Below are 19,937 nucleotides of genomic sequence, written 5' to 3'. Positions count from 1 at the left end.
GTCACGGTGGCCTTAGCGCAATTCATGGGGGCTGCAAAGGATTAAGTATACAAATGTATACCAATCTGCGGCGCGCGGTTATTTTGACGGCATCTTGCTGAAAAACGCTTCCAGTTTCGGGAAAAGCCACTGCCAAAGGCGCGGCGCGCCCCTTTGCACAGGCGTGCCCACACGCTGCGACAGCTGATCGATGGTGACGCCATATTCAAGCCACGACCCGCCGCCATTTGCCATGTTGGAAATCGGCGGCTGTACCCGGTCGATGGATTTGGCAAAAACCGCATCCGGTGTCTCTGCGGCTTCGAATTCGTCCCAGATGTCGCGAAACGCTTTCGCCTGATCCTGTGGCAACAGGCCGAACAGGCGGTCCGCCGCGATCTGTTCCTTTGCCTCTTGTGCGGCAGCATCCACAGTGCCGTGGATCGGATTGTCGCCTGCGTCGATCTCCACGATGTCATGCAGCAGCAGCATCTTGAGCACCCGGTCGATGCGCACGTCCGGACCCGCCTGTTCCGCCAGCACGAAAGCATACAGCATCACGTGCCACGAGTGTTCGGCGGAGTTTTCATAGCGGGAATTGTCGTGCAGCCGCGAGGCGCGCATGACCGATTTCAGCTGGTCCGCTTCGCTGAGAAAGGCGATCTGGGCTGCCAGCCGATCACTCATCCGGGGCGGCCTGCGTACCGGGTGGCAGGTCTTTCCTGATCTGGTCCAGAACCGCGCGGGCGCGCTGTTCGGCCCGTCGCACGCGCAGGGCTGTCAAATAGGCTTCTTCCATGGTCTGCGAAGAGCCGCCGATGGTATCCGCAACCCGCTGCACGAAAGCATCATCGCCCGTGGCGTTTATGATCTTGAGGCTTTCCAGCGCCAGTTCATCGGCGACATCTTCGACAATACCCATGGTTCAGCGTGACGTTTCGGTCAGCCGACGTTTGACATAATCCGTTGTTGTCTCGATCAGCGTATCAAGGTGGGGCTCTTCGAAGAAATGCCCGGCACCCTCGACCTGCTCATGGGTGATCGTGATGCCCTTTTGTTCGTGCAGCTTGCTCACCAGCGCTTCGGTATCGCTGGGCGGGGCCACACGATCTGCCGTGCCATTGATCACAAGGCCCGAGGACGGGCAGGGCGCAAGAAACGAAAAGTCATACATGTTTGCAGGGGGGGCCACGGAAATGAACCCTGTAATCTCGGGGCGCCGCATGAGCAACTGCATCCCGATCCAGGCGCCAAAGGAAAACCCGGCAACCCAGCAGTGTTTCGAATTGTTGTTCATGGATTGCAGATAATCCAGCGCCGAGGCGGCGTCGGACAGCTCACCGATCCCCTGATCATACTCGCCCTGGCTGCGGCCGACACCGCGGAAATTGAACCGCAGGACGGTGAAGCCCATGTTGTAGAACGCATAATGCATCCGGTGCACGATGATATGGTTCATGGTGCCGCCGAACTGGGGGTGCGGGTGCAGGATAATCGCAATCGGCGCGTCGCGCTCTTTTTGGGGGTGGTAACGACCTTCAAGCCGACCCTCGGGGCCGGGGAAAATGACCTCAGGCATGAGTGTCCCTGTGTATTGTGTCGCCAGCCCTGCCAGAAATCTTGACGACTTCGTGCAGGGACCTTAGAACGGTTCTAATTAGATCGCAGAAAACAACATCTGCTGCGGACTATGGCCTTAAGGTTTAACGCGCCCGACGTCAATCAATTGACGGGCGCGCGGGTATCAAGGAACTGCGATGAAACTCTCAACAAAAGGGCGATATGCGATGGTGGCGCTGGCGGATATCGCGATGCAGCCGCAGGACAAACTGGTCTCGCTGGGGGATATCGCGACGCGGCAGGCGATCTCGCTGGCCTATCTGGAACAGCTGTTTGTCAAGCTGCGCCGTGCCGAACTTGTCGCATCCGTGCGTGGACCGGGGGGCGGGTATCGCTTGACGCGCTCGCCGTCCGACATCCGGGTTGTGGAAATCCTGAGCGCGGTGGATGAAACCGTGGATGCGATGCACAAGGGGGCAGGGGCCTCCGGGGGCGCTTCCGGCAGTCAGGCGCAGTCTCTGACCAACCGCCTGTGGGAAAGTCTGAGCGCGCATGTCTATGTATTTCTGCACCAAACGCGGCTGTCGGATGTGATTGCCAATGAACTCGCACCCTGTCCTGCGGTGCCCAACCTGTTCGACATCGTGGATGAGCCGACAGAACCCGCCTAAAAGCGCGTCCACCTTTATGAAAGCCGAGATGTGAGACGAATTTACCTCGATCACAATGCGACTGCACCGCTGCGCCCGGAGGCGCGCGCGGCGATGCTGGAGGTGATGGATCTGCCGGGCAATCCTTCCTCTGTGCACGCAGAAGGGCGCGCGGCCAAGGGTATGATGGAACGCGCACGCCGCGACATTGCCGAGGCATTGGGGGCGCAGGATGCGGAGATCGTTTTCACGTCCGGCGCCACCGAAGCCGCAGCGCTCGCCTGCGCCGGGCGCAATCTGCGGGCCAGTGATATCGAACATGACGCGGTGCGTGCATGGTGCCCACCGCTCCTCGATACCGACGCGCAGGGCGGTGTTACGGTCGATGATCCCGCACAATCGACCCTGCAACGGGCCAATTCGGAAACCGGTATCCTGCAGGATTTGCCACAGGACCTCGCCGTCAGCGACATGACACAGGCTTTTGGAAAGATACCGCTCGATTTCACCGCGAGCGGTGCGCGCATGGCGCTGATCTCGGCCCATAAGCTGGGTGGTCCCAAGGGGATCGGTGCGCTGATCCTGCGGCGCGGGCAGGACATACCGGTGCAGATCAAAGGCGGCGGGCAGGAGATGGGCCGCCGCTCAGGCACGGAAAACCTGATTGGAATCGCGGGTTTCGCCGCTGCTGCGCAGGCAGCGCGGCGTGATCTGGACGCCGGACGCTGGGAAGAAATCAAAGAACTTAGAAAGATTCTAGAAAACACCCTTGCAGCCGAGACAAAGACAACTATTTTTATCGGGAAAGAGGCAAATCGTTTGCCGAACACGTTATGTTTTGCCACGCCGGGCTGGAAAGGCGAGGCCCAGGTGATCCAGATGGATCTTGCCGGGTTCGCCGTTAGCGCAGGGTCTGCCTGCTCCAGCGGCAAGGTCAAGGCGAGCAGCGTGTTACGGGCGATGGGGCTGGATGAAGCGACCGCAAGCTGCGCCATTCGCGTGTCCTTGGGTCTGGAGACGACGAAAACCGAGGTCCTGCAGTTTGCACAGGCCTGGCTTGAAAAAGAAAAGAAATTTCGCGCCCGCGCGGCGTGAGCACTGGAGGATACGATGACAGCATTAGACCAGCCGATCACCGAGGATATTCAGGTCAAAGAAGGCGTTGACCAGGACACAGTTGACGCCGTGCGCGAAGTGGGCGGCAAATATAAGCACGGCTGGTCCACCGACATTGAAATGGAATACGCGCCAAAGGGCCTCAGCCCGGAGATCGTGCGCCTGATTTCCGAAAAGAACGAAGAACCCGAATGGATGCTGGAATGGCGTCTGGCCGCTTACGAGCGCTGGTTGCAAAAGTCCGAGCCCAAATGGGCCATGGTGGATTATCCGGAAATCGATTTTCAGGATCAATACTACTATGCGCGGCCCAAATCCATGGAAGTCAAGCCGAAGTCGCTGGATGACGTCGATCCCAAGCTGCTGGAAACATATCAAAAGCTGGGCATTCCGCTGAAGGAACAGATGATCCTCGCCGGTGTCGAGGGCGCTGAGGAACTGACCGATGAGCCGCGCAAGGTGGCGGTGGATGCTGTGTTTGATTCCGTCTCGCTCGGCACGACATTCCGGGATGAGCTGATGAAGGCGGGCGTAATCTTCTGTTCGATTTCCGAGGCGATCAAGGATCACCCCGAGCTGGTCAAGAAATACCTCGGCTCGGTCGTGCCGGTGTCTGACAACTACTACGCGACGCTCAATTCGGCGGTGTTTTCCGACGGCTCTTTTGTGTATGTGCCGCCCGGCGTGCGCTGCCCGATGGAACTGTCGACCTATTTCCGCATCAATGCGGAAAACACCGGTCAATTCGAACGCACGCTGATCATCGCGGACAAGGGGTCCTATGTCTCCTACCTCGAGGGCTGCACCGCGCCGCAGCGCGACATCGCGCAGCTTCACGCCGCTGTGGTGGAGATCATTGTCGAGGAAGATGCGGAGGTGAAATACTCCACCGTCCAGAACTGGTACCCGGGCGACGAAGAGGGCAAGGGCGGCATCTATAACTTCGTGACAAAACGTGCCGATTGCCGGGGGGATCGCGCCAAGGTGATGTGGACGCAGGTGGAGACGGGTTCGGCCGTCACCTGGAAATATCCGTCGTGCATTCTGCGCGGCGACGACAGCCAGGGCGAATTCTATTCGATTGCCATCGCCAACAACATGCAGCAAGCCGATACCGGCACCAAGATGATCCATCTGGGCAAACGCACCAAGTCGCGCATCGTGTCCAAGGGTATTTCCGCAGGCAAGGCGCAGAATACCTATCGCGGGCTGGTGTCGATGCACCCCAAAGCGAAGGATTCGCGCAACTATACCCAGTGCGACAGCCTGCTGATCGGCGACAAATGCGGCGCACACACAGTGCCCTACATCGAGGTCAAGAACAACTCGAGCCGAGTGGAGCACGAAGCGACGACCTCCAAGGTGGACGACGATCAGCTGTTCTACTGCCGCTCGCGCGGGATGGACGAAGAAGAGGCCGTGGCGCTGGTGGTGAACGGGTTCTGCAAGGACGTGCTGCAAGCGCTGCCGATGGAGTTTGCCATGGAGGCGCAGCAATTGGTGGCGATTTCGCTTGAAGGGTCAGTGGGCTGATCGGCGCGCCGCACCGACGCAACACCGACGTCGTACCGACGTGAAACCGATAGGCCTCAATCTGCCAACCGAGCACCACGGGACACCAGATGATTTTGACGACCACAAACACCATCGAAGGTCACACGATCACCGCCTATAAGGGCATCGTTGTGGGCGAAGCGATCATGGGCGCGAATATCGTGCGGGATTTCTTTGCCTCCGTGACGGATGTGATCGGTGGACGCTCCGGTGCCTACGAGGACAAGCTGCAGGACGCGCGCACCGAGGCGATGGCCGAAATCGAGGAACGCGCCGCAGCCCTCGGGGCCAACGCCGTCGTGGGCATTGATCTCGACTATGAGGTGACCGGGGACAGCATGCTGATGGTATCCGTTTCGGGCACGGCTGTGACCATAACGTAATCAACTTAAAGAACACGCCGCAAGGCACTGAAGTAAAACGCCTCTGTGCGATTAGATATAAGGGAAGAAAAATGCTGAGCATCAAAAACCTGCAGGTCAAACTGGAAGAAGAAGACAAGGAAATCCTCAAAGGCGTTGATCTTGAGATCGAAGCAGGCAAGGTGCATGCGATCATGGGCCCGAACGGGTCGGGTAAGTCGACCCTGTCCTATGTCCTGTCGGGTAAGGACGGCTATGAAGTCACCGGCGGATCCGCAGATCTGGAGGGCGAAGACGTGCTTGACATGGAGCCCGAAGAGCGCGCCGCGGCAGGCCTGTTTCTCGCGTTTCAATACCCCGTGGAAATCCCCGGTGTGGGCAACATGACCTTCCTGCGCACAGCCGTGAACGCACAGCGCAAGGCACGTGGTGAAGAGGAAATGTCGGCGGCCGACTTCCTCAAGGCCGTGCGCGCGCGCGCAAAGGAATTGAAGATCGACGCGGATATGCTGAAACGGCCCGTCAACGTCGGCTTTTCGGGCGGTGAGAAAAAGCGCAACGAAATCCTTCAGATGGCGATGCTGGAACCCAAGATGTGTATCCTGGACGAGACTGACTCCGGCCTCGACGTGGATGCGATGAAACTGGTGGCGGAGGGTGTGAATGCGCTGCGCAATGAGGGGCGCGGGTTCCTCGTCATCACGCACTACCAGCGTCTGCTGGATCACATCAAACCGGATGTGGTGCATATCATGGCCGATGGCAAGATCGTGAAAACGGGCGGTCCCGAACTTGCGCTTGAAGTCGAGAACAACGGCTACGGCAACATTCTGGCAGAGGTGGCATAATGGCCGAAGCAGCACTGAAAACCAGCACGACAGAGGCGCGGTTGGCGCGTCTCGCGCTGCCGGAAGGCGGTTGGACCGCAGCCGCACGCAAGGACGCAAAGGCGCGTGTCGAGGCGATGGGCCTGCCGGACCGGCGCGACGAGTATTGGAAATACACCCACCCCGACACGCTGACACAGGCTGATGCCGTGCCCGCGGCACTGTTTCACAATGATGAGGCACCGCTTTTTGGTGAGATTGACCGTATCCGGATCGTCTTCGTGGATGGGGTGTTTGATGCGGAAGCCTCTGATGATCTTGTGGGCGAGGGGCTTGCCATTGAGCGTCTGGCGGAGCAGTCGGCGGATATTCACTGGGCGCGTGACCTATACGGTGCATTGGAAGCCCGCGGACAGTCACCGGTCGAACGCCCGCTCGCGGCGCTCAACACGGCCTATGCAACCGATGGTGTGCTGATCCATGTCACCGGAAAGGCCAGCAAACCGGTGAGCCTGCACTATCAGCACCGTGATGAGACCTCCGATGCGATCCTGCACCATGTGATCAAGGTCGACGCAGGCGCTGAACTGACCCTGCTGGAAACCGGCCCGGCGGCGGCGCGCTTTAACAAGGTCATGGAAGTGGACATCGCCGACACGGGCGTTTTCCACCATGTGCGGGCGCAGGGGCGTGATCATGAGCGGCGTGCGGCGACCCACATCTTTACCCGTCTGGGCTCCGAGAGCACTTTCAAAAGCTTCACGCTGACCGCGAATGGTGTTCTGACCCGCAATGAGTGCATTATCGAACTGACAGGCGATGATGCCATTGCCCATGTGGCGGGCGCCTGTGTCGGCGACGGTGATTTCCATCACGACGACACGGTGTTCATCACCCATGACGCGGTGAATTGTGAGAGCCGACAGGTCTTCAAGAAGGTGCTGCGCAACGGTGCCACCGGCGTGTTTCAGGGCAAGATTCTGGTCCAGCCCGGTGCGCAGAAAACCGATGGCTACCAGATCAGCCAGTCGTTGCTGCTGGATGACGACAGCCAGTTTCTGGCGAAACCGGAGCTTGAGATCTACGCGGACGATGTGGCCTGTTCACACGGTTCCACCTCGGGGGCGATTGACGAGACCGCGCTTTTCTATCTGAGGTCCCGCGGGGTGCCCCGCGCGCAGGCCACGGATTTGCTGACCCTTGCGTTTCTGGCCGAAGCGGTCGATGAGATCGAAGATGAAGCGTTGCGTGAAGAGATCGTTGACCGTCTCGCAGGCTGGCTGGAGCGGCATCGAAAGTAATGGCGGTCACCCGCAATATCACCGCTACCTATAGGGGGCCCGGTCGTGTTGTGACCGGGCTTTTGGCACTGGGGCAACGCGAAGACCGTGCGCTGGCCTATCTGATGGCCGGATGTATCATCGTCTTTATCGCGCAGATGCCGCGTCTCGCCCGCGAAGCGCATCTGAGTGGGGAAGACCTCAACATGCTGATGGGCGCAACCCTGATGGCTTGGGTCCTGATCGCGCCGCTCGGGCTTTACTGTGTCGCGGCTGTGACGCATCTTGTGGCAAAACTGTTCAGAGGCAAGGGCACTCATTACGGGGCACGGCTTGCACTTTTCTGGGCGTTGCTTGCGTCATCCCCCCTGATGCTGCTGAATGGGCTGGTCGCGGGGTTTGTGGGTCCGGGCATAGAATTACAGGCCGTTGGTTTTTTGTGGTTTGCGTTCTTTTGCTGGTTCTGGTTAGGCGGGTTGATTGCAGCGGAGCGTGGACAAGAATGATGACCAAACCAATGAGTTTCCCCGATCTGGCCGTGCTGACCTTGCGGGATCCCAAATCTGCTGCGCAGGTCGTGCTGTCATGGAATTTGCCGCGTGAAGCCTTGTGGACGGCGATTGCGCTGATCAGCGTCGTTGTCACCATCCTGTCGACCCTGTCGAACATGATCATCCCCGTGCCGCCGCCCCTGAACGGCATTGTCGGCAATCCGTTCCTTTATTGCGCGATTGCTGCGGGTGGGTTCATTGCCACTGTCTATGCAATCTACTGGACCGGCCGCATTCTGGGCGGCGAGGGCAGCATCGAGGATATGATGATCCTGCTGCTGTGGTTGCAGGCTCTGCGCGCCGGGGCACAGGTGGTGGTTCTGATCTCCTTGATCCTTGCACCAGTGTTGGCCAGCTTTCTGGTCTTGTTTATCGGGGTGGCGACGCTGTGGGTTTTTGTCCACTTCATAAATGCGGGACTGCGGCTCAACTCGCTCTTGCGGGCGGTTGGCGTGTTGTTTCTGGGGGCCGTTGCCTTGATGGCAATCCTGACTTTCTTGCTATCCATGATCGGCGTGTCCGCCGTCGGAGTACCTTTGAATGTATGATGTGAGCGAAATCCGCAAAGACTTCCCGATCCTCAGTCGTGAGGTCAATGGCAAGCCGCTGGTCTATCTGGACAATGGCGCGTCGGCCCAGAAGCCTCAGGTTGTCATTGATGCCATCAGCAACACATATGCCAACGAATATGCCAATGTGCATCGCGGGCTGCATTATCTGTCCAATCTGGCCACGGATAACTACGAAAGCGTGCGCGGTGTGATCGCGCGGTTCCTCAATGCGAAATCAGAAGATGAAATCATCCTGAATTCGGGTACGACAGAAGGCATCAATATGGTTGCCTATGGCTGGGCCATGCCGCGTCTGCAGGCCGGTGATGAGATCATTTTGTCCGTAATGGAGCATCACGCCAATATCGTGCCCTGGCATTTCCTGCGCGAACGCCAAGGTGTGGTGCTGAAATGGGTCGATGTGGACAGCACCGGTGCATTGGACCCCCAAGCGGTGATTGATGTGATTGGGCCGAAGACAAAACTGGTTGCAATATCTCATCTCTCCAATGTCTTGGGGACCAAGGTTGATGTCAAAACCATCACCGCTGAAGCGCATGCGCGCGGCGTGCCGGTCTTGGTGGATGGCTCGCAGGCGGCGGTGCACCAACCGGTGGATCTGCAGGATCTGGGGTGCGATTTCTATGCGATCACGGGTCACAAACTCTACGGGCCGTCAGGGTCCGGTGCCATCTTTGTCAAGTCGGAACGGATGAAGGAAATGCGCCCGTTCATCGGTGGCGGCGATATGATCAAGGAGGTCAGCAAGGAGACGGTGATCTACAACGATCCGCCGCTCATGTTCGAGGCTGGCACGCCGGGGATCGTTCAGACGATCGGCTTTGGTGTCGCGCTGGAATACATGATGAACCTCGGGATGGAGAATATCGCAGCCTATGAGGATACGTTGCGGGATTACACGGTCGAGCGGCTCGCCGGATTGAACTGGCTGCAGGTGCAGGGCACGACGCCGGACAAGGCAGCGATCTTCAGTTTCACGCTGGAAGGGGCGGCACATGCGCATGACGTCTCCACCATTCTCGACAAGAAAGGGGTGGCTGTGCGCGCAGGCCAGCACTGTGTTGGCCCGTTGATGCAGCACATGGGCCTGTCTGCGACCTGTCGCGCCTCTTTTGGATTGTATAACACCAAAGAGGAAGTGGACGTCTTTGTCGAAGCCCTGGAACTGGCGCATGATCTGTTTGCGTGATCTGCGCGCGGTGATTTAGCAATTGCAGGAGCGATACGCCCGGTTTATACCGCATGGCGTGACGCCGACCTGTATTGGCAAGTGGTACGAAGAGACAAAAAGGACTTGCGCAGATACCTCCGCAACGATACCCGCACAGCAATGTGTGAAATGCGGTCCCATAGCTCAGCTGGATAGAGTGCACGCCTCCGAAGCGTGAGGTCGCAGGTTCGAATCCTGCTGGGACCGCCATATTCCGACATTCTCCACGTCAGATGCCACATCCGCCCCGGCGTAATCAGTCCAGTGGCAACAGAAACGCCGGTTTGTCGATCCCCTTCAGATCTGGTTGCAGCAGTTTGCCCGTGTCATACTCAAGACCCGCCGCATCACAGGTTGCCTGACTGATGAGCGCCTGACCCGCGCGCGCTGCGGTGGATATGCGCGCGACCAGATTGACGTCGTAACCGAATGCGCTGATGTCCTGAATATCATTGCTGGCGGCGGCAATGGTGCCAAGGTAAGCCTCGCCCGTGTGCACACCGATCCCTATCGGCAGATCAATGCCCTGCGGTGCAATCCGTTTCACCTTTTCCTGCAGGCGCCGCGCCGCCGCCACGCCCTTTTTGGCATGATCAGCCCCGGCGATGCCGGGTGGCCAGACGGCGATGACCCCGTCGCCAATGAATTCCAGAACCGACCCATCGGTCTTGGCCATGGCATCGAGCGCAAGGTTGCGCAGTTCTGATACAAGCTCCATGAATGCCTTTGACGACATCTGGGCAGACAGCCCCGTGGAGTTGCGGATATCGACGAACATCATCGTCATGGGCGTGTCCGTGCCCCCGGGATAGGCCCTTAGAAATTCATCACATGCGTTACAGAACAACGGGTTGCGTTTGGATTGTCGGATGCCCTGAAACCTGCTCAGCAGCCATCCGCCGATACCTTTGAACGGCGCGGTACACAGCTTGCATCGCGGATCACGCGGCAGGAAGCCGAAACGTTTTTTCTTGGACAGCAACAGCGGGTGGCCTTCGATCAGAACAAGTTTCCAGACCTCTTCATTGCCATCTTGTCGTTGATAGTCGTGTTTCATGGCAGATATGGCCCTATTGATTTGCAAGGAGGAAACGATCGGGCGTTGCAGAAATGTTCATCGACTCGGCTTCGGAGCAGGGCATCACGGCCTCGCTGTTTGAAACCCCGGTTGCGCAGAGCACGGTGTGCGCCACAGTGACCTTGCGCGCGGGGCCCATGCCGCGATACAGCACCTCGATTGTCTCGCCATTTGCAAATGGGCTGGCGCAGGGTATCGTCGGATGGCCCGCCGCGTCCCGCAAGCGAACCGACGGCACCGTGACCACGACCCCGGCCTTCAGCAAGGTCGGATCCAGCCAGTCCGGTGCCGCCTTGAGGGTCAGCTGGTGGTCATAATCGGGGCCAAAGGCATCCGGCTCAAACGGTCCGCTGGCAAGGCTCGCGGTCTGCAGGTTGGTCATATGCGCCTCGCCCCCGTCACCAAACAGCAGATAGGTCGCAACCTCAGGCTGCTGATAATGGTGGGCAAAGGGGCGGAACATGACCATGCGCCCCACCGTCGCCGTGAAATCCCCGGCAATGGGCAGCACGACCTTCAGCGGGTCCCACGGAAAAAAATGTGGATCATCAAGGTATTCGGGGGGAAAGGACGGCATGCCCTGAAAGATATTGGCCCGAAAGGTCGGCTTTTCTCCCGCCGGTATTGCAGGGATGATAAAGGGGTCTTCGGCGTGGTTGCACATCACGATGAAATCACCGGGATTGTGGCGGCGCACCTGCCTGTATTCCTGCAAGACGGCTTCGGGCAGATGGACCTGATAGGCGATCTGATACTTGTGCACCTCATGGTGATACTGGGTCATATGCACCGCAAAGACATGTTTGTCCCCGATCAGTGAAAAGGCGTGCAGATGCGGTGGGTTATGGACGACCGTGGCAAGCTGCGGTTCCAGCGCAGAGGTGGGGGCTGCGGCGTGATGATGGCTGTGATCTGACATTCTGCGGGATCCTCAAGGTTTGCGCGTGGCACTTGGGGCAGGGGCGGCGTCCGGATGGGGTAAATCCGGTCCCTGATATCCTGACACACCGGTATGGTAAAACTCCTGACCGTAATCGTCCTTGTGCTGTGCCATCACATATTCGGCGGCTTCGGTCGCAACATCGCGCAGAACCTCGATCAGTCTTGGCAACAGCTTTCCATCGTCCGCCCGCGTCAGCCACGGGTTCTGTTGCGTTGAAATGAGGAATTTGATGCCCACGCCTGGTTCCGGGTTCACCCCGATCCGGCGCGCATAGGAATCAACGAAGTCCTGCCCATAAACCTCCGGATCGAAACTGGATGCCGTCACCAGAAGGTCGACATCCGGAACGGCCCCGTCGTTGAACTTCTGGATGCTCATGGCTTCAAACATCCGTTCGTTCATCTCGTTGAGCCGGGAGATTTTCCGGTTTTGCGCGAAGCCATTGAGATAATTGAACGAATAGGCCACGATACACTGATCTGATCCCATCTCGGAAAACAGTTCGCGCAATTCGAAATCCTTGCTCAGGGCCGTGAGCAACTCATCATCGGTGATGGGTTTGACGATTTCATTGCGGATCAGATCAATCTGGCGGCGCACCGCACTTCTGGGCGCGCCCACCCGTTCGGCCGGAAGTCGCTGGAAGGTTGTCACGTAAAACGGATCATCCTCCCGGGCCATGCTGACCAACCCTGCATAGAACCGTTTGCTGGCAAACATGCATTTGCCCAGCAAGGCACCATAGCCGTATCGATCTGCCGGGATCAGGCTGTGCGACAGGTAGACCGCCGTGGCTGCAGCACCCGGTTTTGACCCTTCCACCCCATAAAACCCGACGGATTGCGCGATATCGCCATGCTGTACCACGGGCGAGGCAAAGGCGATAAGCTGGCGCAGCGCGCCATTGCGGTAACACAAGGCGCCCGCAGGGTAGACCACAAACCCGCCCTTGTGCGGATCCACCGTGATCGTGTCGCAGTGTTGCAGCGCGTGGTACTGTCGGCGCACGTATTCGTTCAGGTCAATGCCCGGTGCGAACATCGTATTGCGCCGATTAAAGATCGCTTTGGATTCCCAATCCCTGAGGGCCGGTACATCCGGGTCGATTTCCGGGTTGTCCACACCGTAGGTCTTGATGATGAGCCGTTCGACTTCCTCGCGTTCTTCCTCGGTTTCTGCGGCATCATACTGGCGATCAAGATTGGATTGGCGCAGCATGGAGGCGAAGTACCCGCCCCATGCCCCATCTGCGTGCAGCGCAAATTCAAGGCCGCGTTCGCGGAATTCGTTTCTGATTTTGACAATTTCATGCAGCGGATCGACGGCGCTTTCCTCGGTACTGCCAACGACCGCGACCACCTGCACGACGGGGCGACCTTCCTTGAGGCAATCCTCCAGCATGCGGCGCAGATGAACCGGATCGGTCCTTGCATCAAGATCCACCCGGATACCATGCAAGGCGGCGCGGCCCAGACCCAGCAGCGACACGGCCTTGGACCATGAATAATGCGCTGTCGCCGGGGCCATGACGACCGGGGCAGGGGTATCGGGCAGAAACTGGCGGTGAAATTCGAGCAGGCCGAGGTCCTGAACCGAATAGGCGGCAAGGGCAGCTTTCAGCACATCCTCGGGAATGCCTGCGGTCTTTGAGATGCGCGCGGGCAGTTTGATGGCCTGATCAATCGGCAGGTTCAGAAGGCTCCAGTTGTCCAGATCAAGAAGGCGGCGGCGTTTGCCTTGCAAGGTGCTCACCGTGACATCGCGGGCATCGGCCATGTCCGGATCATGCCGAATCGCTGCCGCCAGTCCCACGGGCAGATACTTGATGTTGCGCGCGGCCCACATGCTTTCGATGTTTGCGACACTGCCATCGCAGGTGATGTGCCCCCAGGGGCGGATTGCGCCATGTCGGACGTCTTCGCGATCCGGGATCTCATAGCCGAGCATCCGACACAGGTCATCCCCGACGGCCATTTCAAGTGCCGTGGTGATCGGCGAGGCTTCGGGGGTGCAGTTGTTCTGGTTGTAGAGCATCGTTGCGAAGTAACCGACGACACTGGGCAGCGTGGTGTCCCAGTACATATGGCTCTGGTTGCGGTAGCTCGCCATGGGGACCGACCCCCTGAGAAAACCGAGGACTTCCCGAAACCGGCTTTCGAACAGATCGCGCCCGGTGTTGTACCCATCCTCCTCAAGCTCCGCCAGCGATGGCGTCGAGGGATCATCAGGGTGAAAATCATGACGCGCCTTGACCGCCTCATCAATGGCCAGTGTGATCATGTCGCGCAGAAACTTTTCGTTCTCCGCTTTTGGGCCAAGAAACCACGCGGCTGGCATGCTGCCGCCGGGTCGATCCAGGCTCAGCTTGTCCTGAAAGGCATCCCGTCGAAACTCGTCAATATCGCGCACCAATTTCGTGCGTTGCCGGTTGATAACCATTGTCCCTCCCCCGAGGTTCTTTTAGAAAAATCAGTTGTGCTCAAATCGCTTATTCTGCCTATGATAGATGAAAAACGCTCAATTCCCTAGAAAAATACAAAAGATGGTCGCTTTAAGCCTGCAATAAGGGCAGAAGCTGCATGTTTAGGTTGTTAACGTGATCCTGCCTCGGCCTGTGTCAGCAGGGCAGATTTGTGCCGCGCGACCTCAGCATGGCGCATAAGAGCGCCCGATGCCGAGCGTTCAAAACACCGACCAATTGGTTGCCTTGGAGAGCATTTCCGCCGCGCGTGTGCCGGCATAGGAATTGCCATAGTGGTTCAGACCCGGCGACCAGATTGCAATGGATGCGACTTTGGGCGCGATGATCAGGATGCCCCCGCCGACGCCGCTTTTGCCCGGCAGTCCGACGCGGAAGGCAAAATCGCCCGAGCCGTTATAGTGCCCGCAGGTCATCATAAGCGCATTGACCCGTCGAACGTGTTTCAACGATATGACCCTTGGTGCGCCCTCAAGGCCAGCCAGCGACCGACCGGCCATCGCCAGTTGCTCTGTCGTCATCTCGATTGCGCATTGGTGAAAATATGTGCCAAGCGTCAGGTCCGGGTCATTCACAAGGTTTCCATGGGACTGAAGGTAATAGGCAAGCGCTTTGTTGCGCGACCCCGTTCTTTGCTCGGAAGCCGCAACAGCGTCGTTGATGAAGATGCCGTTGGACCCGGACATCTGTCTGACAAGCCCAAGAATTTCGGCCAGCGCCTGTTTGGGCGGACGTCCGCACAGCAGGGCATCTGTCGTGACGATTGCACCGGCATTGATAAAAGGGTTGCGGGGGCGGCCATTCTCCCGCTCCAGCAGGACCATGGAATCAAAGGACGTGCCTGACGGTTCGCGTCCGGTGCGGCTCCAAAGCTGGTTCCCGACCCGCCCAAGTGCAGCGACAAGTGCAAAGACCTTGGAGATGCTCTGAATGGAAAATGGTTTTGTCGCCGATCCGGCACTGATCATCCGGCCGTCCGCCAAACATACGCTGATGGCGAATTGCTTTGGATCAACTGTCGCAAGTTCCGGGATGTATTGCGCGGTTTCACCCCAGTCGTCTTGCTGGCGTATCTCTGCGGCGATGGATTCAATGATTTTTTCCAACACTGCCTCCCAACGCGGAAAATCCTGCGGCGTGCTTTTGGATATAGCAGATCAAGCCCGCTGGCTTCAGTTCCATTTTAAAGCGTCCGACCAAATACCTGAAACGTCAAGTATCTCGTAACGCGTTGAAACCTTTGATTTCAGGCAGCGTTGGATCATGCAAGATTTTCGCATGACGCTTTAGCGAAAGAGGGGCGCTTGCCCAACCTCTGCCAGCGGTCACTGTATGCCTTACATGCGTGTTGGCTGTCCGCGACGGATATACCGGCCTTGCACCGCAAAGACGCCAAATTTTGCTCGAGACTTCCTGCGGTGCGCAGGTTTATCCAGTGGCAAGATCAAGCGCCGTCTTTCGGTAGATGCAAAAAATGCCACATCGCTCCGCACCGTCATTGTGATGCGCGCCATTTTGCCCAGTCTTCGGGCGTGTCCAAATCTAACCGTGCGCGATTGCCCGGCAGGCGGATGAACGACGTCTTGTCCGAATGACGCGCCACGACCGATGCGCCGCCCGTATCACCGCTGATCGACGCCAGTTCGGCAAACAAGGCTCTGGCAAAGACAATCGGGTGGCCAGCAGCGCCATCCGACGTGGTTCCCCGCCAGATGAGCGCGTCTTTGGTTCTGTCCGCAGCGTCCAACACAGCCACCAGGTCTTTAGTTGTCAGATCCGGTAAATCCGGTAGCAGCACCATCACCGCACCGGCATCCACTGGCACCTGCGCAAGGCCGCGCCGCAGGCTCACGCTCATTCCATGCGCTGCGTCGGGCACTGGTACCGTTGTCACCTTCAGCCCCGTCAAAGCCTCCTTGCGGGCGTGTCCCTCCGGGGGCAGTGTTACGATCACAGGGCCCTTTGTCGCGTTGATGGCCCGCATGGTTTGTCGGCGCAACAGGGGGAGACCGTCCACCTCCTCCAGCAACTTATCACCCCCCCGCATCCGGCGCGACGCGCCCGCCGCCAGAAGAATGATCGGTATTTTGGACGATGCTGGCATGTTCATCCATTCCCTATAGGCCAATTAACCAAACTGTTACAGGTTGCAGCGTAAACCTCGATTTACCAAGTGCTATGCGTGGCAACGCCCTGTTGATTTACAACCCAATGGGGAATGACATGTTGATATTTCCATGTATAGTAAGATGGGAAACGGAATTAAGTTCATTGATTTCAGGCTTTTATTTTGACAACCGGCACCGCATGCACAGCTCAAATGCCGCTCGTCTCACATTGGGAGGCGACGCCCGAACGGGTGTTGCTTCTGGTTTGTCCATGCCGGAGTGGATCGACGATCCTGCTGCGCGCCTTCGGGCATGCCGGGCTGCCGGCGTATTTTCAGCCGATCAAGAACGCGTGCCGCTGGCGCTATGAAGGGCAGGAGCATCCTTGGTCGCCGCCGGTCTGTTCCAAGGATCATGCGATTTTCATGAAGGAGACATTTGGACCCTTTCACCTTGAAGAGACGACCTATGACCCGCTGTCTGAGTTGCTGGCGACGAACCTGTCGGCGGATCGCATCGCATTGGTGGTCCTGTTGCGCGACCCGGCCGCGGTTTGGGCCTCCTGGCGCTATTACTGGGCGCAGCGCACCTCTTATGAGGTTTTCGCACAGGCCTGGGCCGCATGTCAGCGCAGCGTGCAGCGGGCATCCATGGCCAGAGTTCCTGCATACGCCCTGTCTTACGACGATCTGTGCCGGAACCCGGCCTTTGAACTCTCGGCGCTCTTTGCGGCGATCGGGCGGGAGTTTCCCTCCGACGCGTTGAAGGGTTGGGACAGAAAACCGGGGTTCGGGGCCGCAGGGTCCGGGGTGATGCTGCCGAACGAACCGCAAGCCTTCCTGACGCCGAAGGCACATGAACCGGTGATCCGAGCCACGGGCATCCGTCCGATGAAACCGGCAGGCGTGATCACTTTGCAGGAACGTGAGAGATTGTCGGCACTCGGCGTTTTTGAACGCTATGACGCCTTGTCCACCGCGCTGCCAAAGGTCGCGGAGTGCTTGAAACATCCGCTCGGGGAAAAAGGCGATGAATAGGCGCATGAGATGGCATTTTCAAAAACCCGCGCACAGGGTCCGGCATCATGAGTGAGCCGACCCAACCCCCCGCGCGCCGTGCGGGCCCGCCGCCAATTGTGGAGGTTTTCGGGTGGTGCCTTTGCCTTGTGGTGCCTTTTGGCGTGTTCTTTGCGCTGCGCAATGCGGGGATGGGGTCGAACTCTGCCGTTTTTCTGGCCATTATCTCGTTGCCGCTGGTCATGTGGCCCTTCAGCCTTTTGCCGGATTTCGTGCCCGGGCTATTGGCTGTCGTAATGATCCTGCTGGTCGGGGCTGCGCCGCCGGACATTGTGTTGAGCGGGTTTTCGTCCTACGGATACCTGCTGATCATCGCCATTCTGGGCCTTGGTGCGTTGATCCGCACCTCCGGGCTGGTCAATCGCTGCGCGGCCCTGATGATCAATCGCCTGCCCGGAAATGTGCTGGCATATAGTGGCACGTTGTTTTTCGGTGGCCTGCTTCTCACACCATTCCTGCCCTCGCCTGCGGGGCGCCTCGCCGTGGTCGCACCTCTCGTGGCGCAACTGGAAGAACGGATCGGCCCGCAGATCGGGACCAAGGGGCGGACCCTGATCTTCATGGGCGGCTTGGATGGTGTGACGCTTTTGACGGCGGCCTTTCTGACCGCTGCGCCGGTCAATCTGATTGTCTATTCTATGTTGCCCCAACAGGAACGCGTGGCGTTTCAATTCGTTGATTGGGTTACGGCGGCTTCGGTCGCGGTCGGGGTGATGATCGCCGGATATATCGTGATCGCTTTGCTGACATCCTTTGATGCCACCAGAATAAAGAAATCCGATACGAAAGGCCTTGGCCGCGCCACCAAGGCCCTGTCGCGCAAGGAGTTTGAATCCCTCGCCGATGGCAAACCCCCGGCACAGCAGAACGCAAAGACGGCCGAGCCGCCCGAAAAGCTGTCGCAGCGCGAATGGGGCGCGATTGGCGGCATTGTCTTGCTGGGCGTTGGTGTTTTGACCACGCCGATCCACTTGATCCCCGCGCCGGTCTTGGCGTTTCTGATCCTGTCGCTGCTCTTTTGCGTTCAGATCATGAACAAAACCGACTTTGTGGCCGAGATCGACTGGTCGTTCATCTTTCTTCTGGGTGCCCTTGTGGGCTTTACCAATACTGCTGCACATCTCGGGCTTACCGATCTGCTTGTCACCGAAATATCGTGGCTCGGGGATATTCTGCGGCAGGATTTTGCCACCTTCATTCTCATTCTGGCGGGGGTGATCGTGACGGCGCGCATCATTATCCCGCAAACGGCGGTTACGCTGGTGTTGGTCACCGCGCTGCTGCCGCTGGCCGAAGCCTCCGGCGTGTCCGCATGGGTGGTCGGGTTTTCGATCCTGATGCTGAATGATGCGCTGATCTTTGATTTTCAATCGCCCATGCATGTGGCCTACCGCCATGCCACCGGCATCGGCAAGGACCCCGGTCGCACCATCTCGCTCACGCGGTTGACGATCCAGCGCATTGCGATTGTCGGACTGCGCATCGGCGCGATCCTCGCGTCTATTCCGTTCTGGAAAAGCCTCGGGATCCTCTGAACCATGATCCGCATCCTCAGCATTCTCGTAATCCTGACCCTGCTCGGCGGGGCGCTCACCTATCACGCAGGCAAACCGCGCGTGCTGGTCCTGCAGAGCTATGAGCCGGATTACGCCTGGACCGCCGGTGTCATCGAGGGTCTGGATCGGGTCACGCAGTCCTGGAGTGATGTGCATCTCAATGCGCATTACATGTATACCAAGAAATTCTCTGATGCGGACTCCCTGCGGCGGGCCGGTGTGCAGGCCGGCAACGCGGTGGAGCGCTGGAAGCCGGATGTCGTCATCGCAATTGATAACCTTGCCCATGCGTTGGTGATGCAGGATTACGTGAACCACCCGACGATCAAGATCGTCTATGCAGGGGTAAACGGGCCGGTATCCGCTTTTGGGTATGACAGTGCGACAAACGTCACCGGTATTCGCGAAAACCGCGCCATGGGTCCGGTGCGCGACGCAATTGCCGCCTTGCAACAGACCGGACCGGCAAGCGCGCCGTGGGACGGCAGTCGCCCGATCCGCATCAGATACGTGATGGACAGTTCCGTCTCGGTGGTCCGTGACCGGCCCAATGTCGACCGTTTCGACTGGTCGCCGCTGGTCTATACCGCCTCGGTCGCCGTAGAGGATTATCCCACATGGCAGAAAGAAGTGCGCCGCTCCAGGGATATGGCGGATGTTATCATCGTCACGAATTACCGGCAGTTGAAACGCTCTGACGCGGATAGCAGTTTTGTTCCGCCGGATGAGGTCATGGGATGGACCGAGGCCAACGCGGGCATCCCCGTGATTGGCATGAATGTGTTCAACACCGAGGATGGCGCGACCTTTTCCGTCGGCGCATCACCGATTGAACAGGGGCAGGTGGCGGCGGAACTGGCGGGGCTTTTGATCAATGGGCAAGCGGCAAGCGACATCCCGGCACGCGACAACCTTCAGTTCCTCGTCTCCATGTCGCGGGAACGTCTCGCGCGCCACGGGTTGATATTACCGCAGGTCTATGAAGCCTTTGCCCGGGCGACAAACACATTTGAACGCTAGGCTGCAACAGGCGCAT

General features: G+C 58.6%; 20 protein-coding genes and 1 tRNA gene. 13 read left to right on the top strand and 8 right to left on the bottom strand.

Annotated elements, in window-relative coordinates; translation table 11 throughout:
* Positions 1-78 precede the first annotated feature (78 nt).
* The 3 genes from RD1_RS12425 to RD1_RS12415 are packed head-to-tail and all read right to left on the bottom strand — an operon-like array spanning position 79 to position 1,558.
* Positions 79-666 (bottom strand): HD domain-containing protein, encoded by a 588-nt coding sequence (locus RD1_RS12425; protein WP_011568859.1) that lies wholly within the window; start codon positions 664-666, stop codon positions 79-81.
* On the bottom strand, positions 659-901 hold the full coding sequence (locus RD1_RS12420) for a hypothetical protein (RefSeq protein ID WP_011568858.1): 243 nt from the start codon (positions 899-901) through the stop codon (positions 659-661). The genes RD1_RS12425 and RD1_RS12420 overlap by 8 nt, the downstream gene beginning before the upstream one ends.
* Before the next feature lie 3 nt (positions 902-904).
* Entirely contained in the window at positions 905-1,558 is a 654-nt protein-coding gene (locus RD1_RS12415; RefSeq protein WP_011568857.1) for an alpha/beta hydrolase, read from the bottom strand.
* Between the two features lie 178 nt (positions 1,559-1,736).
* Here RD1_RS12415 and RD1_RS12410 point away from each other — a divergent pair, with 178 nt between their 5' ends.
* The 10 genes from RD1_RS12410 (at position 1,737) to RD1_RS12365 (ending at position 9,871) form a co-directional block, all read left to right on the top strand.
* Positions 1,737-2,210: an Rrf2 family transcriptional regulator gene (locus tag RD1_RS12410; RefSeq protein ID WP_011568856.1), complete on the top strand. Its 474-nt coding sequence runs from the start codon at positions 1,737-1,739 to the stop codon at positions 2,208-2,210.
* A 30-nt stretch (positions 2,211-2,240) separates the two neighbouring features.
* Positions 2,241-3,284 (top strand): cysteine desulfurase family protein, encoded by a 1,044-nt coding sequence (locus RD1_RS12405; protein ID WP_011568855.1) that lies wholly within the window; start codon positions 2,241-2,243, stop codon positions 3,282-3,284.
* A gap of 15 nt (positions 3,285-3,299) precedes the next feature.
* Entirely contained in the window at positions 3,300-4,838 is a 1,539-nt protein-coding gene (gene sufB / locus RD1_RS12400) for a Fe-S cluster assembly protein SufB (RefSeq protein ID WP_011568854.1), read from the top strand.
* 89 nt (positions 4,839-4,927) lie between these two features.
* On the top strand, positions 4,928-5,242 hold the full coding sequence (locus RD1_RS12395; RefSeq protein ID WP_011568853.1) for a heavy metal-binding domain-containing protein: 315 nt from the start codon (positions 4,928-4,930) through the stop codon (positions 5,240-5,242).
* 71 nt (positions 5,243-5,313) lie between these two features.
* Entirely contained in the window at positions 5,314-6,069 is a 756-nt protein-coding gene (sufC, locus tag RD1_RS12390) for a Fe-S cluster assembly ATPase SufC (RefSeq protein WP_011568852.1), read from the top strand.
* Positions 6,069-7,349, top strand: coding sequence for a SufB/SufD family protein (locus tag RD1_RS12385; RefSeq protein WP_011568851.1), 1,281 nt, complete (start codon positions 6,069-6,071; stop codon positions 7,347-7,349). Before sufC ends, RD1_RS12385 begins: the two co-directional genes overlap by 1 nt.
* Positions 7,349-7,834, top strand: a complete 486-nt coding sequence (locus RD1_RS12380) for a hypothetical protein (protein WP_011568850.1) — start codon at positions 7,349-7,351, stop codon at positions 7,832-7,834. Before RD1_RS12385 ends, RD1_RS12380 begins: the two co-directional genes overlap by 1 nt.
* Complete coding sequence (locus RD1_RS12375) at positions 7,831-8,427, top strand: YIP1 family protein (protein WP_105880257.1); 597 nt, start codon at positions 7,831-7,833, stop codon at positions 8,425-8,427. Before RD1_RS12380 ends, RD1_RS12375 begins: the two co-directional genes overlap by 4 nt.
* Positions 8,420-9,640 carry a cysteine desulfurase gene (locus tag RD1_RS12370; RefSeq protein WP_011568848.1) on the top strand — a complete coding sequence of 407 codons (1,221 nt, stop codon included), beginning with the start codon at positions 8,420-8,422 and terminating at the stop codon, positions 9,638-9,640. Before RD1_RS12375 ends, RD1_RS12370 begins: the two co-directional genes overlap by 8 nt.
* Before the next feature lie 154 nt (positions 9,641-9,794).
* A tRNA-Arg gene (locus RD1_RS12365) sits at positions 9,795-9,871 on the top strand.
* A 46-nt stretch (positions 9,872-9,917) separates the two neighbouring features.
* On the opposite strand, the gene RD1_RS12360 is transcribed toward RD1_RS12365, so the two are convergent.
* The 5 genes from RD1_RS12360 to RD1_RS12340 form a co-directional block, all read right to left on the bottom strand.
* Positions 9,918-10,718 carry an adenylate/guanylate cyclase domain-containing protein gene (locus RD1_RS12360; RefSeq protein ID WP_044033128.1) on the bottom strand — a complete coding sequence of 267 codons (801 nt, stop codon included), beginning with the start codon at positions 10,716-10,718 and terminating at the stop codon, positions 9,918-9,920.
* 13 nt (positions 10,719-10,731) lie between these two features.
* A complete protein-coding gene (locus tag RD1_RS12355; RefSeq protein ID WP_011568846.1) occupies positions 10,732-11,658 on the bottom strand; it encodes a hypothetical protein in 927 nt (308 codons plus the stop codon).
* 12 nt (positions 11,659-11,670) lie between these two features.
* Positions 11,671-14,121 carry a pyridoxal-dependent decarboxylase gene (locus RD1_RS12350; RefSeq protein ID WP_011568845.1) on the bottom strand — a complete coding sequence of 817 codons (2,451 nt, stop codon included), beginning with the start codon at positions 14,119-14,121 and terminating at the stop codon, positions 11,671-11,673.
* Between the two features lie 243 nt (positions 14,122-14,364).
* The gene (locus RD1_RS12345) at positions 14,365-15,267 is read right to left on the bottom strand and encodes a glutaminase (RefSeq protein ID WP_171959987.1); all 903 of its coding nucleotides are present in this window, start codon (positions 15,265-15,267) and stop codon (positions 14,365-14,367) included.
* Between the two features lie 389 nt (positions 15,268-15,656).
* Positions 15,657-16,265, bottom strand: coding sequence for a nucleotidyltransferase family protein (locus RD1_RS12340; protein ID WP_011568843.1), 609 nt, complete (start codon positions 16,263-16,265; stop codon positions 15,657-15,659).
* Between the two features lie 216 nt (positions 16,266-16,481).
* Here RD1_RS12340 and RD1_RS12335 point away from each other — a divergent pair, with 216 nt between their 5' ends.
* From RD1_RS12335 to RD1_RS12325, 3 genes are read left to right on the top strand one after another with little or no spacing between them, the layout of a single operon-like run.
* Complete coding sequence (locus tag RD1_RS12335) at positions 16,482-17,306, top strand: sulfotransferase family protein (RefSeq protein ID WP_050759086.1); 825 nt, start codon at positions 16,482-16,484, stop codon at positions 17,304-17,306.
* Between the two features lie 47 nt (positions 17,307-17,353).
* Positions 17,354-18,880, top strand: coding sequence for an SLC13 family permease (locus RD1_RS12330; protein ID WP_011568841.1), 1,527 nt, complete (start codon positions 17,354-17,356; stop codon positions 18,878-18,880).
* A 3-nt stretch (positions 18,881-18,883) separates the two neighbouring features.
* Positions 18,884-19,921 (top strand): ABC transporter substrate-binding protein, encoded by a 1,038-nt coding sequence (locus tag RD1_RS12325; protein WP_011568840.1) that lies wholly within the window; start codon positions 18,884-18,886, stop codon positions 19,919-19,921.
* Positions 19,922-19,937: the final 16 nt, after the last annotated feature.

Origin of the sequence: Roseobacter denitrificans OCh 114 (assembly GCF_000014045.1) — a bacterium.
Lineage (GTDB): Bacteria > Pseudomonadota > Alphaproteobacteria > Rhodobacterales > Rhodobacteraceae > Roseobacter > Roseobacter denitrificans.
The sequence above is the reverse complement of the archived record's forward strand: the minus strand, read 5'-3'. Positions and strand labels throughout refer to the sequence as shown.

Bases quoted from the DNA above. Each gene is read 5' to 3' on its own strand.
- RD1_RS12425 (WP_011568859.1), bottom strand. From the start codon at position 666: ATGAGTGATCGGCTGGCAGCCCAGATCGCCTTTCTCAGCGAAGCGGAC.
- sufC (WP_011568852.1), top strand. From the start codon at position 5,314: ATGCTGAGCATCAAAAACCTGCAGGTCAAACTGGAAGAAGAAGACAAG.
- RD1_RS12335 (WP_050759086.1), top strand. From the start codon at position 16,482: ATGCCGCTCGTCTCACATTGGGAGGCGACGCCCGAACGGGTGTTGCTT.
- RD1_RS12370 (WP_011568848.1), top strand. From the start codon at position 8,420: ATGTATGATGTGAGCGAAATCCGCAAAGACTTCCCGATCCTCAGTCGT.
- RD1_RS12420 (WP_011568858.1), bottom strand. From the start codon at position 901: ATGGGTATTGTCGAAGATGTCGCCGATGAACTGGCGCTGGAAAGCCTC.
- RD1_RS12410 (WP_011568856.1), top strand. From the start codon at position 1,737: ATGAAACTCTCAACAAAAGGGCGATATGCGATGGTGGCGCTGGCGGAT.
- RD1_RS12415 (WP_011568857.1), bottom strand. From the start codon at position 1,558: ATGCCTGAGGTCATTTTCCCCGGCCCCGAGGGTCGGCTTGAAGGTCGT.
- RD1_RS12340 (WP_011568843.1), bottom strand. From the start codon at position 16,265: ATGCCAGCATCGTCCAAAATACCGATCATTCTTCTGGCGGCGGGCGCG.
- RD1_RS12385 (WP_011568851.1), top strand. From the start codon at position 6,069: ATGGCCGAAGCAGCACTGAAAACCAGCACGACAGAGGCGCGGTTGGCG.
- RD1_RS12325 (WP_011568840.1), top strand. From the start codon at position 18,884: ATGATCCGCATCCTCAGCATTCTCGTAATCCTGACCCTGCTCGGCGGG.
- RD1_RS12350 (WP_011568845.1), bottom strand. From the start codon at position 14,121: ATGGTTATCAACCGGCAACGCACGAAATTGGTGCGCGATATTGACGAG.
- sufB (WP_011568854.1), top strand. From the start codon at position 3,300: ATGACAGCATTAGACCAGCCGATCACCGAGGATATTCAGGTCAAAGAA.
- RD1_RS12355 (WP_011568846.1), bottom strand. From the start codon at position 11,658: ATGTCAGATCACAGCCATCATCACGCCGCAGCCCCCACCTCTGCGCTG.
- RD1_RS12330 (WP_011568841.1), top strand. From the start codon at position 17,354: ATGAGTGAGCCGACCCAACCCCCCGCGCGCCGTGCGGGCCCGCCGCCA.
- RD1_RS12360 (WP_044033128.1), bottom strand. From the start codon at position 10,718: ATGAAACACGACTATCAACGACAAGATGGCAATGAAGAGGTCTGGAAA.
- RD1_RS12375 (WP_105880257.1), top strand. From the start codon at position 7,831: ATGATGACCAAACCAATGAGTTTCCCCGATCTGGCCGTGCTGACCTTG.
- RD1_RS12395 (WP_011568853.1), top strand. From the start codon at position 4,928: ATGATTTTGACGACCACAAACACCATCGAAGGTCACACGATCACCGCC.
- RD1_RS12380 (WP_011568850.1), top strand. From the start codon at position 7,349: ATGGCGGTCACCCGCAATATCACCGCTACCTATAGGGGGCCCGGTCGT.